This window comes from uncultured Nitrospira sp., assembly GCA_902500695.1.
GTDB lineage: Bacteria > Nitrospirota > Nitrospiria > Nitrospirales > UBA8639 > Nitrospira_E.
Genome location: CABVRQ010000092.1, coordinates 1 through 13,378, shown reverse-complemented (window position 1 = coordinate 13,378; position 13,378 = coordinate 1). Strand labels below are relative to the sequence as shown.

At 50.1% G+C, this 13,378-nt stretch carries 15 protein-coding genes; 4 read left to right on the top strand and 11 right to left on the bottom strand.

From position 1 onward, the window contains the following. A partial coding sequence (locus tag AAH187_RS16760; RefSeq protein ID WP_342349626.1) for a winged helix domain-containing protein occupies positions 1-360 on the top strand: 360 nt, incomplete at its 5' end. Between the two features lie 91 nt (positions 361-451). Here the strand turns inward: AAH187_RS16760 and AAH187_RS16755 are convergent. The 9 genes from AAH187_RS16755 to AAH187_RS16715 form a co-directional block, all read right to left on the bottom strand. Further along, a complete protein-coding gene (locus AAH187_RS16755) occupies positions 452-1,204 on the bottom strand; it encodes an SDR family oxidoreductase (RefSeq protein ID WP_342349625.1) in 753 nt (250 codons plus the stop codon). Between the two features lie 138 nt (positions 1,205-1,342). Continuing rightward, complete coding sequence (locus AAH187_RS16750; protein WP_342349624.1) at positions 1,343-2,182, bottom strand: hypothetical protein; 840 nt, start codon at positions 2,180-2,182, stop codon at positions 1,343-1,345. A 157-nt stretch (positions 2,183-2,339) separates the two neighbouring features. Next, positions 2,340-2,669: a hypothetical protein gene (locus tag AAH187_RS16745; protein WP_342349623.1), complete on the bottom strand. Its 330-nt coding sequence runs from the start codon at positions 2,667-2,669 to the stop codon at positions 2,340-2,342. Then, positions 2,666-2,953, bottom strand: a complete 288-nt coding sequence (locus AAH187_RS16740) for a type II toxin-antitoxin system mRNA interferase toxin, RelE/StbE family (protein WP_342349622.1) — start codon at positions 2,951-2,953, stop codon at positions 2,666-2,668. Before AAH187_RS16740 ends, AAH187_RS16745 begins: the two co-directional genes overlap by 4 nt. A gap of 6 nt (positions 2,954-2,959) precedes the next feature. Next, entirely contained in the window at positions 2,960-3,163 is a 204-nt protein-coding gene (locus AAH187_RS16735) for a hypothetical protein (RefSeq protein WP_342349621.1), read from the bottom strand. A gap of 72 nt (positions 3,164-3,235) precedes the next feature. Beyond that, complete coding sequence (aepX, locus tag AAH187_RS16730) at positions 3,236-4,873, bottom strand: phosphoenolpyruvate mutase (protein ID WP_342349620.1); 1,638 nt, start codon at positions 4,871-4,873, stop codon at positions 3,236-3,238. Positions 4,874-5,123: 250 nt separating this feature from the next. Beyond that, on the bottom strand, positions 5,124-5,405 hold the full coding sequence (locus AAH187_RS16725; protein WP_342349619.1) for a peptidylprolyl isomerase: 282 nt from the start codon (positions 5,403-5,405) through the stop codon (positions 5,124-5,126). A 277-nt stretch (positions 5,406-5,682) separates the two neighbouring features. Beyond that, a complete protein-coding gene (locus AAH187_RS16720; protein WP_342349618.1) occupies positions 5,683-6,099 on the bottom strand; it encodes a hypothetical protein in 417 nt (138 codons plus the stop codon). A gap of 80 nt (positions 6,100-6,179) precedes the next feature. Then, positions 6,180-6,533 carry a YajD family HNH nuclease gene (locus AAH187_RS16715; RefSeq protein ID WP_342349617.1) on the bottom strand — a complete coding sequence of 118 codons (354 nt, stop codon included), beginning with the start codon at positions 6,531-6,533 and terminating at the stop codon, positions 6,180-6,182. A 319-nt stretch (positions 6,534-6,852) separates the two neighbouring features. Between AAH187_RS16715 and AAH187_RS16710 the strand changes: the two genes are divergently transcribed. Next, the gene (locus tag AAH187_RS16710) at positions 6,853-7,245 is read left to right on the top strand and encodes a hypothetical protein (RefSeq protein ID WP_342349616.1); all 393 of its coding nucleotides are present in this window, start codon (positions 6,853-6,855) and stop codon (positions 7,243-7,245) included. 121 nt (positions 7,246-7,366) lie between these two features. On the opposite strand, the gene AAH187_RS16705 is transcribed toward AAH187_RS16710, so the two are convergent. Then, positions 7,367-7,855 (bottom strand): YchJ family protein, encoded by a 489-nt coding sequence (locus AAH187_RS16705; RefSeq protein ID WP_342349615.1) that lies wholly within the window; start codon positions 7,853-7,855, stop codon positions 7,367-7,369. A gap of 647 nt (positions 7,856-8,502) precedes the next feature. Between AAH187_RS16705 and AAH187_RS16700 the strand changes: the two genes are divergently transcribed. Further along, positions 8,503-10,680 (top strand): FG-GAP-like repeat-containing protein, encoded by a 2,178-nt coding sequence (locus AAH187_RS16700; RefSeq protein WP_342349614.1) that lies wholly within the window; start codon positions 8,503-8,505, stop codon positions 10,678-10,680. Between the two features lie 551 nt (positions 10,681-11,231). Next, positions 11,232-11,705, top strand: coding sequence for a DUF4112 domain-containing protein (locus tag AAH187_RS16695; protein ID WP_342349613.1), 474 nt, complete (start codon positions 11,232-11,234; stop codon positions 11,703-11,705). A gap of 217 nt (positions 11,706-11,922) precedes the next feature. Here the strand turns inward: AAH187_RS16695 and AAH187_RS16690 are convergent, their stop codons facing one another. Then, positions 11,923-13,293, bottom strand: coding sequence for a carbohydrate porin (locus AAH187_RS16690; protein ID WP_342349612.1), 1,371 nt, complete (start codon positions 13,291-13,293; stop codon positions 11,923-11,925). Positions 13,294-13,378: the final 85 nt, after the last annotated feature.

Sequence of the window (13,378 nt, the reverse complement as noted above, 5' to 3'; positions counted from 1 at the left end):
TATATCGAAGATGATGACAAGCTGGCTCAATGGTTTGGTTGTTATATGACCTCTCCAAAATATCAGGATGAGGAGGCGACGCCGGAGGAACACCGTCTGGAAGATGTTCGTACCCATCTGGCGGAGGGAGGGAAGCTTGTCAGAAATGAAGGCTCACGTTTTGCGTTTCATGAACAGGGAAAGGATCTCTGGCTATTTGTTGATGGACGTCAGTTCACCTGCAGTACGCTCATGAGTGATCTGGTAAAAACCCTATGCGCGGAACGCCAAATCGGCTCGGATCAATACGTCTCGTCGGAAGGACACGATTCCTTACTCCTGGATTTGCTGAATCATGGGAGTCTTTATCTTTCTGACTGAAAATGTTTTCCCCCCTTCCTTGAAAGAGATGCTCCCTTTCAGGCCAAAGAAACTGATCGGTTCCCTGATGGTTGCCATGATCAGTGACACATTATAGTTGTGTGGCCCCTCCATCGACGGTGAGGTCAATTCCCGTGATATAGGATGAATCATCTGATGCCAGAAACAATGCGGCTTTGGCGACTTCGTTTGAGGTACCCATTCGTTTCATAGGATTTTGGTCACCAAAACTTGCTTTCATGCCTGGAACTTCCTCTGCAGGAACGCCCACTTTCTCAAAGATAGGCGTATCAATTGGGCCAGGCGCCAGAGCGTTGACCCGGATTTTTCTTTCGAGGAGTTCGGTTGATAAGGTTCTGGCCAGACTCCGAATGGCCGCTTTGGTTGCGCCATAGACACTGGAATTGGGAAACCCTTTCTGGTCCGCGATGGACGAGTTAATAATGACCGAGGCTCCTTCATTCAGGAGTGGCGCGGCCTTTTGAATGTTGAAGAAGAGGCCTTTGAAATTGACATTGATCATCGTATCGAATGTGGCTTCGTCTACTGTGTCAAATGGGCCAAAGATCGCAATGCCGGCATTGAGGAAGAGAACATCGATCCTAAATCCTGACTGCTGAATCTGTCCATAGAGATTAACAATATCATTTAGATTTCCCGTGTCGGATACGATTCCCTTGCAGGTTCCTCCGATTTCTTTGACGGCTGCTTCTACCGCATCTTTTCGTCTTCCCGTGATAATAACCCTAGCCCCCTCGGCCTGAAATAATTTAGCTGTGGCCAAACCAATACCACTATTGCCACCCGTAATAACGGCCACTTTGTCTTTGAGTCTTTGAGCCATGTGAAATTTCCTTTCAAGGTGTAGAGAAAATGTTGAAAGTGCGTGTCATGGAAGTAAAACTTTTGAAAATAGCATTTTCATTTCTGATTCGAAGCACCTTGGTGAAGAGGTTCGATGTGATCCTCGGGCGACAATTTATCATAGATCAAAGTCATCTTCTCTCCATTGTTTCCTAATGGCTGCGGCCCTCTTCCGTTGTCTGGTAAACGCCCAAAAGGCCAGGAGGGTGATCGCGAGCCAAACCATTCCTGAACTGGTGGCCACCGGGATCCAGCGATTCCAGAGTGTCTGCCGGATCCAGAACTGTTCTTCTGCTTGCGTGAGTGTCATGAAGGTGGTTTGAGCAAAGGCTTCAGGAAATGGGATGCCTTGTCGGACTTTTGCCAGAATTCGTTTGGGGCTATCCTGTCCTGTGTGTTCCAGGAGATCTAACGTAAAGGCGTAGGCGAGGACATAGGCCCGTCGGACGGAGGCCTCGTTTTTGACGAAGAGGGTATTAAGTTCATTCAAAGAGATTTGCGTGTCGGAAACCATCGCCCAGACTAATCGTGCTCGATCCTCTAAATCCCACCTTCGTGCGGTTATCATCGCCAATCCTTCATCAAACCAACGGGGCAGGGGCTGTTCTCCCGCAGCCCGATGGGCAAGGATATGGCCGATTTCATGCCGGAAGACATCGTGAAGTGAATTATTCGGGTAAGTCAAACTCCGGTCAGTGAGGAGCACAATGGTGGAGGCCCCACTCACTGCGTAACCAGACATCCATTCCGGCGCCTCCTGTGCAAGGGGCGATCCGTTTGGCGCCAATATGACTCGAATCGGTGAGCCAGGGTGTTCGAGGCCCATAAAGTCCATCATGCGCTGAAGAGACTGTGGATTGATTTCTTGCAGTTGGGCAGCTAATGGTTCCAAAGATTCCGGGGCTTCCATAATGAATTGGGGGGAAGCGGCTCCCATGAGTAGCCGGGGGTTGGCCATCGTGGCAATGATCGTCAGGAACAGGAGCTGAAGTCCAAACCTCCTAATGAAATTATGCGATATGTGAAAACTGTGTTGAATATTACCAATACACAGGGATTCGACGAGGGGGGCGGGGAAAGCTTGAGAACCCGAATGGTTTTCCGAAGACCTGGCTTCAAATCTGTGCATTCAGATGGTCAAGGATGATGCGTGCGTCGGTGATGGGATCCGTGGTCATGGGCAACTGTGTTTGTTCGGTCACTTTAGTCAGGAGTCGTTGCGCGGCAGCTCTCACAGATACAGGGAATGTGTATTCCCCTTGGATCTGACGAAGGTGATGTATGGCATCTCCTTTCCATGTTGGCAGATTCCGTTCCTCTGCCCAATGCTGCGACGCCAATGCCACGGCTCGTCGTGCGCACACTCTGGCCAAACCATCGTTCCCCTCCTGGAGCCCCTTGGCAGCCTTGGTCAGTTCGTGTTCGATCTGTTCAGACCGACTCATGATTCCTGCTGCGCGGTGCGACTGGCGTATAGTTTTTGTCTAATTGCGATACGATGGATGTGGACAAGATGCTCGTCCCGGTCAATGGAGTAGAGAATGCGCCAGTCACCGACGGCATATTGGACAAGTCCAGGTAGCTCTTCGTGCAGGGGTTCATGTCGTAGGTTGGCGACATTAGAGGCCAGCCACTTGGTCTTATCCAAGAGGCGTTGAGCCATGCTCTGGTCGGTTGTCTGAAGGTCTTCCAGAATCGAGGGCTGATAGGTGACACGATACCAGGCCATGTTATGTCACCAGCGGAGGCCCAGTCGCTCGGCGACGATTTCTCCTGTCACCCGTTCTTTGGACTCCAACACCTGCTTCATCTCCGCGCGAACCTTCTCGTCCAGGGCCAGGCCCAGGTCGGGATTGCCCAGTAGTTCACATAACCGGTCATCCACCATGCTATTGACCAGTTCTTTAAATTCCTTCTGAGAGAGATCTGAAAGTTTCATCGTGAGGGCTCCCTTCATGAAAATAACCGAGCCTGTTATTGTTCAAGACAATTGAAGAAGATTCTCCAATCCTCATTGAAACCTTCCGGCCTCAACGACATCATCGAGGCTGTTAATGTCCAGCCAATGCCCGACGGTATAGAGAACTCTTATCGAATAATTCCTTCGTAATAATTCCTGGAACAGGGTTGCCATTCCTGCTTTTCGGTGAATCGGGTCGGCAAGAAGTTCGGTAAGGATCTCATGTAATTGCGTCACACCCTGAGCCGAGACTTTCAAAAATCCCATCCATACGCCATGAATCATGTTCGAAGGAACCTCCCTGCCTAATTGATTGAGATGAATCTGGGCATTAAAGGCTTTTCGCGAATTCGGCGCGGTGCATTCGGCAAATCCACCAAGCCTGGTATAACTCGTTTTCTCCTGCCAGTCGCTGTCCACAAATATCACATAGTCATCCTTGGCCTGAAGCAGCGCCTGAGGAATGTAGCTGTTAAACAGGACATCGCCATAGGACACGATGGTGTCCTGGAAGCGGCCTTCTTTTGATTGAAGCGCCTTCAACAAGGAATCCAATTCTCCCGTTTCCGCAAACGCATCGTTGTCAACATAGGTGAGATTAGGAAGATTGACGGCTTCTTTTTTATACCCGCGGACCACAAGAACTTCCTTGATGCCCACGCTGTTGTATGCGTCAACGATATTCGCAAGGAGCGGGACTCCACGTATGTTCACCATGGTTTTGGGTTTATCTTCCGTCAGTTCCCCCAATTCATCTCCACGGGAAGCGGCGAGCACTATCGCCATTGCGAGGTCGGCGCTTTTCGGGAGATAGCGTTGCTCCGCTTCCATAAGTTCAGCCGCACCTTGTAAACGAAAGACTTCTGAAACCGGCACAATGTTATCCTCAATCGACAAAAGATTTTCCTGTTCCTTGAGGACCCTGGCGGTCGTTTGCATCGTGGCTATTGCGGCCCGGAGCATGTGATTGGCCCAAATAACCATGGAAAATCCGTGCTGCCGAAACACGTCGGTGGGAGTGGAGTAGTATTTTGTCGGAACAATGACCACGGGAGATCGATCGCCCCATTCTCGCTTGAACGCCAGAATCTCATCAGGCACCGCCAGCGCACTGTGAATCAGGATGCCATCTGCCCCTGCACGGTGATACGCCTCCGCCCGCCGCAAGGCTTCAGCCAGTCCCCATCCGCAGATAAACGCTTCAACCCGGGCGATGATGCAGAAATCCGGATCTGATTGGGCATCTTTCCCGGCTTTAATTTTTCCGCAAAATTCTTCCATGTCGGCCATGGGCTGTGTGTCACCCTTGAGAAAGCTATTGGTTTTCGGAAACAACTTGTCTTCAATGCACACGGCCGCGATATGCCGTTGTTCCAATTTACGAATGAGACGCTGCATATTATTGAAATTGCCGTAGCCTGTATCTCCATCGAGCAGAATGGGAATGCGGGCTGCATCAGACATAAATTCCAGATTGTCCAGGACTTGAGTCCAACTGGCCTCGTTGTTATCTCGCACGCCGAATTGAGCTGAGATGGAGAGTCCGCTAGCCCAGATGCCATGGAACCCTGCTTCTTCCACGATCTTGGCGCTAAGCCCATTGTGGGCTTCACAGATAAATTCAAGCTGGGGAGACAAGAGGAGCTTTTTGAATTCCGTGGATTTTGACGGCTGGTGTTCGCTTGGCATAATCAGTAAATGTGACCGTGTTTCAGGTGGTTCAATGAGGTACTGGAGTCTACATCAAGGGGAATCTTCATGCCAAACCTTTCCATATCTGAAGAAAGCCGGGAATACGTTTGGCCTTGGCATCTGTTGGATGACCGTGTGGACAGTAATGATTGAGCCCAAAGCTTATGACAGTGATTGAAGGTGATGGAGCCATAAGAAAAGGGCATAGCCACGAGACTATGCCCTTGCCCTATGAATAGTGAACGATTTACGGGGTGCGGCTGGTGATCTCAAGAAGATGATAGCCAAACTGGGTTTTGACAGGGCCGTGGACCTTGCCGAGTTCGCCGCTAAATACAACCGTATCAAATTCTTTGACCATTTGACCGGGACCGAACTCGCCTAAGTCCCCACCTTGCTTGCCTGATGGACAGGTGGAATGTTCCTTAGCGGCGGCGGCAAAATCTCCTCCACCCTCAATTTGCGTTTTTAAGTTATTGCATGCTTCTTCTGTTGAAACCAAAATGTGACGGGCACGCGCTTTTGGCATGAGCATTCTCCTTATAGGCTAAAAATTTGGACAATAGTCTTTTTCCCATGATTGACCAGTCGAGGTCAAATTTCATGAACCTAGACCAATGAAATCGAGGAGATCCTGCGATCATGAAAATTTTTGTAGAAGGGCAAATATGCTTGGACTCAGGAACAGGTCGGGTGGAGGAGACCTTGTCTATGTGTGAGACTGAAGGCCGGTGAAAGGGGGAAAGAGCTTTGGCAGAAAAGCACGGGATTCGAAAGAACGGTTTGGCGGTGATTGAGTTGATAGATTAGTTGTCGGGATTCATCGCCAGATAATCACAAATGAAATCCAAAACCAATTCGTCAAAATTGTTGAAAATGGTTTTGACCCCACCCGCGGTCACGACGCCTTGTTCCCAGGTGATAGCATGTCCCGTGGAGGAGTTATGAACAAGAGCCACCAGTTGGTGGACTTCCAGGTCGATTCGACAGGCATAGCGCTTAGGACCCAAGGGAAGAGCCGCCATATTCACATATAAATAGGGCTCTCCGGGCAATTTGGCTGCCTCAAGCTCCTTGACGAGACGAATGCCCGCAGTTTGAAGTTGTGCCTCCACTCGTTTTCGCACCTCACTTCGGTTTAATACGCCTCTCAGTTCCGGTCCCAAGTCCTCGACGACCACATAGATGCCATGTATCCCTTTTAGTGATTCTTTCCTCAGCATAGAATTATCAACCTCTCCGTCAATTCGTTCAAGCCAATAGCATGCGTTCTTCGTACGCTAAGGGATTGTAGACTGATTGCCTAAGACTTGTCCTCTTTCGCCTTCCGTAAATAATCACCAAGGATTCCCCGGCTGTGTTCATCATCGTGGCAGTATACGCAGAGGTTTTCCCAATTCGATCCGTCCTGGGGATTGTTATGGTGATTGCCGTCTTTGTGGTGCACCGTGAGCAGGTGTCTGGTCTTGAGGTCAAACTCTCTGGCGCATTTGGCGCAAATGAGCCCGTGAATTTTGAGTGACTGTTCCCGATAGGAGCTGTTGCTCGAGGCTGAAGGCTTGGGTCGCAGTCCTTTGAGGAGTTCGTCAATGGGTTTGTCGACTGCGGGTTTTTGAAGCCGTCGCAGTTTATTCCGACCCCGGTACGCATTCCCCATGATGTGCGTCCTTTCAAGTGATGGCGTGGGTGATCTGTGCCAGCGATGAATAGCCGCGTGAGTTGTATGCCAGGATTCTCAAAGTTTTCCTGGTCTTTGTCAATGCAATTTGGAAGGACCCCGCGTCGAGCATGCCTGATGTGTTGACAATCGTTGGATGAGGCCTTCGAGATGTCTGGTGATGAATCGTGTGGTATAAGGTCTGTGAGCGCTGTGGGGTTGGTGCTATCACAATAACGAGTTCTGCGGATAAGGTTAGTCTGATCATTCCTATTACAGGCACCCGCTTTGAGACGGGTGCTCTCACCAGGAGGGTGCCATGTTTGGTCCTATTACTCTTCCCTTTGGGGCGAAAATGTTGTTCAACACCGTCAAATTGAAGCCCGGCATTACCTTCGATCAGGTGGAGCTGGCTGTTGGAGAAATGTGCATGGTCGTCAAGGAAACGTATGGCGGTGACAAAGGGGGTTTCATCGCCGGGCAGGTGTTCAAATTTTCCGGGTTCGTTTCTGAGGAAGGGTCCATTAGTGAATCAAAAACCGCAGATGACCATTACGCGATTGTGACCTATTGGAGTTCATTTGAGGATCACGAAAAATCCCATGCCGATGAACTGTTCAATAAGACATTCGCCGCTTTGGCTACGATGTGTTCTGAGACGAAAGAACTTGGCTACGATATGCTATGGCAGGGTGCGGCGAAGACTTCATAGTCTTTTCGAACTAAGGAGAGGCCCGTCACCCACCTGGTCGGGAGTCGGTCAGCCAGCCGCTGTGAGGATGGGTTCCTTCATAAAATAGACGGTGAAGCGCGATATCGGATCCTCTCCCGACTCAGGCATTCCCACAGCATTTTTTATACTTTTTCCCGCTGCCGCAGGGGCAAGGATCATTACGTCCAATCTTGGGCTCGCTACGAACGACGGTTTGAGCACCAGGGCTTTTGCCGTCGGAGAAATACCAGGTCCCCTCATGTTTCCGAAACTCGGCTAGTTCATGATGGATTTGAGGGCCTTCATCTGTTTCAAATGTGGCCTTAAATTCGACGAGACCCGCTTCATCGTCCATTCCACCCTGTTTCGTCGCGAGAATTTCCAACCCTGTCCACTTGGTGGTTTCCGCCCACTTGCGATTGGCTTCAAGATCGATGTCGTGTTTGGTTTTGGGGTCATGGGTCTTTTCGATAAAATCCATCTGGACTTGTGTATAGGCCGAATATCTGGCCCGCATGAGTTGCTCGGCAGTCTCTGCCTGTTTCACTCCGGTGATAACGCGCTCACAGCATTGCTTAAAGGTTTTTCCACTCTGACACGGACACTGCATATGCGACTCCTTTTCTAAGTGCATGCAAATGGTGATGGACTCTTGTACGTCGCGAGTGCCAGAAAAGTCAAAAGGCCCGGCATCTGATTCTTCTCGAAAAGTATTTGAGGGTCCGGTCAGCTGTCTTCCCGCTCCTTATCCCTGCCCGTCCCTCTCCTGAATAACTGGTCCATATATATGGCTAAAGCCATGCTTGGTGGATATTTATGAATTCCACGTACCCCCATTTCGGCACCTACATTGCTCGCAATGCATGATTTCATTGGGGAAAGTCTTCAATAGCCTTTGGCTGCTGCATGTACATCATTTCTACTTTTTACTAGATTTCAAGATTGTTGCTGGGCGCGAAGCCTGATTAGCCTCATGGGGGACTTGAAGAATGTGTGGAAGTTATTGGTCAGTTGAGTTAGGCTTTTTTGAAAATCTTAATGGTTGTAGCTCTGATAGAACGAAGCGTTGACCAAAAACGATGAAGTGGCGCAGGAATTTGAGTAGGCTGTAGACTTTCTTATAAATCGGAACCGGGTCCGGATCACAGGAAAAAATATGCTCCACATGACGTATGCTCCACTTGGGCATTCGCAGCAGAAATGATTTGATAATTGGCTTTATCCCTAAAAATCATAAATAGCTCTGGAGGAACGAACATGAAAATGTACAACCAAATGATCACTGCGGGCACGATTCTACTTATGCTCGCATTCCTTGTACCCCTGAGCTATGGGGCGGAGACGGCGCGGGTCAGTGTCAGCACTGGAAATCTACAGGCCAATAATACGAGTTTTCTTCCGGACCTGAATGAAAATGGCAGACTTGTTTCTTACTATTCTTCGGCGACCAATCTGGTGCCCGGTGATACCAATGGGGTACGGGATATCTTCGTGTACGATCGACACACCCAACAAACCACGCGCATAAGTGTGAGGACGGGCGGAGGCCAGGCTAATGGCGAGAGCCTTGACCCCGCCATGAGTGCCAATGGGCGTTATGTGGCATTTCGGTCGGCCGCCACGAATCTCGTCCCGGGAGATACCAATGGGGCCATTGATGTGTTCGTCCATGATCGGCAGACGGGTAGGACGGGCCGGGTCAGTGTGGCGACAGGCGGGGGGCAGTCTAATAACAATAGTTTTGCTCCAGCCCTGAGTGCCGACGGCAGATTTGTGGCGTTTCACTCCTTTGCGACCAACCTTGCGCCGGGCGACACCAATGGAGTCTTAGATGTGTTCGTTCACGATCGGCAAACAGGGGCGACCACGCGCGTGAGTGTGACCACAGGGGCCATCCAGGGGAATAATACCAGTCGAGCGGGGTTTCTCAGTGCGAATGGTCGCTTGGTTGCGTTTGAATCCGATGCGACTAATCTGGTCCCGGGTGATACCAATGGTGTTCGGGATATGTTCCTTCACGATCGGCAAACAGGTGTGACCACGCGTGTGAGTGTCGCCACAGGCGGGGGGCAGGTCAATGGTGCGAGTGTGGATGCCGAATTGAATGCGGATGGTCGCTATGTGACATTTCAGTCGGATGCGACGAATCTTGTCGCGGGCGATACCAATGGAGTGGGTGATGTGTTTGTCCATGACCGTCAGACGACCACGACCACGCGTGTGAGTGTGGCAAGTGGTGGTCTCCAAGGTGGTGGAGAGAGTTCAGAGGGGACTATCAGCGGGGATGGACGATTTGTCGCATTTCTTTCATTTGCCACGAATCTCGTCCCTGACGATACGAATGGAGAAGGTGATGTGTTTGTGCATGATCGTCAGACCAACACCACCACCAGGATGAGTGTGACGACCGGTGGGGTGCAAGGCAATGACTTTAGTTGTAATCCTGCCATCAGTCAGGATGGTCGGATTGTCGGATTGTTCTCCGATTCAAACAATCTTGTCCCGGGGGACACGAATGGAGTCCGGGATATTTTTATCCATAACCGCACGGCGAAATTTGATTTGGATGGAGATGGCAAGGCCGACATTGTGTGGCGCAATACGAGTAATGGGACGACGGCCATATGGTTGATGAATGGGACGACAATAGCTTCCCCAAGTTTTCCTGGAGGAGTTTCTGCGGCTTGGAAGATTGTCGGTATCGGGGATGTGAATGCCGATGGTAAGGCTGATGTCATTTGGCGCAATAGTACCAGTGGCACGGTGGCCGTGTGGTTAATGGATGGGCATACCATCACATCGGTCGGCTTTCCGGGCACAGTCTCCACTGGTTGGGTGCTTGAGCAAGTTGGAGATGTGGATGGGAATGGCACGGAAGACCTCATTTGGCAAAACACCAATAGCAAGGTGGTCGTCGTGTGGCTGATGAATGGAGCGACCATTGCTTCATCCAAATCCCTCGGCGGTGTCCCAGGTGAGTGGAAGATTGTCGGATTAGGTGATGTCAATGCCGATCGAAAAGCCGATATCATCTGGCGAAATAGCAACAGCGGGGCGGTGGCCGTGTGGTTAATGAACGGGCTCACCGTCCTGTCGATCGGCGTGCCTGGTACTGCGACCCTGACCTTTGAGGTGGCCGGGGTGGGGGATATCGATGGTAACGGAACAGCCGATGTGATCTGGCGCAACACCGCTACCGGTGACCTGGCCTTCTGGTTGATGAATGGACTCACAATTGGGACCATGGGTTCCTTGGCGGGTAAGGCCTTGGATTGGGAGATTGCCCAGGTTAGTGATCGGGATGGTAGCGGGAAAGTCGATATTACCTGGTTCGATACCAATTCAGGTGAGGTCGAGATATGGCTGATGAATGGAGTCACGGTTGGCTCAACAGGTTCTCCAGGGACCACCTCTCCGAGTTGGGAGATTCAATAGGAATGAACTCGGCCAATGCCACTTGACAAACAAAGTTACCGGACTGGCCAAGTACTGGTAGAGGATTTTTCTTAACTGACTGGGGCCGGGGAGAGGAAACTCAACCGGAATAGTAGAAATACGAATGATCCACCAGGCTGTGGAAGATCGAAGGGGGCTGGTTTTGTCAAAGACCTGCCCCCTTCCTTTGTTGAACTATGTAAGAGCATCGTATCCAAGGAAGCAGACTGTTCAGAGCAAAATGATGGAAACGATCGTGGAAAAATGCAAAAAGTGACTCACTTTTCGAGAGGCGGCAACACCGCGTATTTTCTGGATGAACGGCTCTGCTAAATGATTTTCCATCATCTGTCGGGTGCAATCCTGGTAGAAAGGGACATGAATCTATTCTTGTTTGCGAATCATTGACTAGATATTTCTTTCATTTTGGCAGTTCATCCGTCTATGACATTTCGACGTCAAATCTGTTGAAATGAAAAACAATCGGAATTTTACTGATAGGATTTTTAAAATTAATATCTTGCAGGAATAAAAGGAGCAGAACCCCTATCGTGCGACATTCCCGAAAATTTGAACTTGCCCAATACCTGGCGGAAATATTAGACCGTCGCTTTACAATTCCCGGAACCTCAATTCGGATCGGGTTAGATCCGATCCTTGGGCTGATTCCAGGTGTGGGTGATGCCCTCGCAGGTCTGGCTGGATCAGTTATCCTTGTCGTGGCGGCCCAATCCCACCTTCCCAAAATTGTCCTCATCCGCATGAGTTTGAATATCGCGATTAACGGCGTGATCGGCGCCATTCCCATTCTCGGCGATCTCTTCTCTGTCTGGTTTAAAAGTAATGTGAGAAATGTTGAGTTGTTGGAGCGATATGCGGTTGGGGATCGCCCAAGCTCAACTGCAGGTGATTGGGTTTTCGTGGTAGGCCTCTTGTTAGGCCTCATTTTGGTGATCGCAGGAACGGTGGTAGGAATACTCTGGCTTCTTATGCGTATCTGGGAAAGCTTACAGGGAATGCAATAAACTTTCGGCCTATGGCCTGGACAGAGCGAATGCCATGCTGTGTGGCCAACCGTCGATGGTCAACCCTGTTGGAATTTGATTTTAAAATTTGAGTGAACTGCTGCAGATGAAGGGTCTACCCTTTGCCATGCCCCCGGCCCCCATCCATCCAATTATGTCATGTGGTTTTGAACCCCACTCCTTTTTTCTCCCTTTCCAAAGGCTTGAAAGGGACGCTTTAATTATTGAGATTGACCTCAAGCCGTGCTCCCAATATCAGAGCGTTTTGTCTGCCCGGAACCGTGCCGGGATTAATGACGTATTGCAGATCGGGTTGAATGACGAGGTTAGAGTTGACAAAAATGGAATAAGTACCTTCCAGCGTGATCTCTGCATTATCAACCGGTTGCCCTGCGCGCTTTTGAGACTGTTTATACTCATGGCTATTCACCGCGGCTGCCACCCCGAACGCGGTTCGGTCAATTTTTCGCCCGGGAATTAATCCCTTATAGATGAACCCGCCGCCATAATACTGGGAAATGCGGTTCACGTTGGGGTCAGCCATTCCGGCTCGAGCAAAGAGAGTCAGTCCCTGATCTTTGTCGTCCTTTTCATAATACACATCATATTCGGCTAGCCCATATACGCCGAAGGTGCCATGCTGCTTCACAGGTTCTCCCGAACTATTGACCTTGTTGAGTTGATCCAGAGAAGTGGTGTACCCCCAGAATCCGAGGGCAACTTTTGATTTATACACGAGGGGGGCGGATCTTCCAATCCGGCGGAAGGTCAGGCGACGAGGGAGCTCTTCGAGCGTTTTTTCCTTTGTTTGTGTCAAATCAGCCATATTGTATTTGTAATACGCCAATTCCATGGAACCGAACAAGCCATCATCTTTTCTCAAACGAACATGAGTACCGCGAGCATCATTGGGATTCCCCGGAATGCCATCGGCGACCACGGCGCGAACCATGAGCGAATCGGTCAGGATGGCTTGCGCCCTGACTCCCAGAGAGGTCGCAGGAAAGGTGGACAGGTTGTTTTCGCCACCAGCTCCAAGTTCCGCTCCGGTCCCGAAAGAGCTATTTAGAAAAAGTGTCGACGCGGATACGATGACATCAAACTCAGAGGTGATATCATACAGGCCGGCAAGCAGAGAAAATCGTTGAAAAAGATTGTGCTGGTACCAGGCTTCGAACAGTTTCCATGTATTAGGTGCCGCAATGTTGCTCACGCCTTGTATGTCACCGACATTTTTGCTTGGATCGTTCCCATACAAGCCCAAGCCATACAGAAAAACCGTGCCCCTCCAGTTAGGAACTAATTTTTTTATATCGATGGTGAGCAGGAGATCCAGATCCCCGGTGAGAGTGGTTTTTCGACGAATGCCTCCGGAGACATTGGAGAGGACATCCATGGTATTCGTGGCTTCCAGGAGAAGCCCCTGATCCTTCAAACTTTTTCGGACAGCCTTCGGTTTTTCAATGATCTTTTCCAATCGTTCAACCGCCCGACTTTCTTCAGAATGGGCTAACACGGGAATCAACCAAACCAAAATAAATAGCCCGCAAAGAAGGAGGAGAATTCTATTAAATCCACTGAATGTCATGCTGTGGAATGATACTCCCATCTTCCTGGGACCAGAGATGTTGCCGGGGAGGCCGCCTCTTTCTGGGGGTTACAATTTTTGGCTC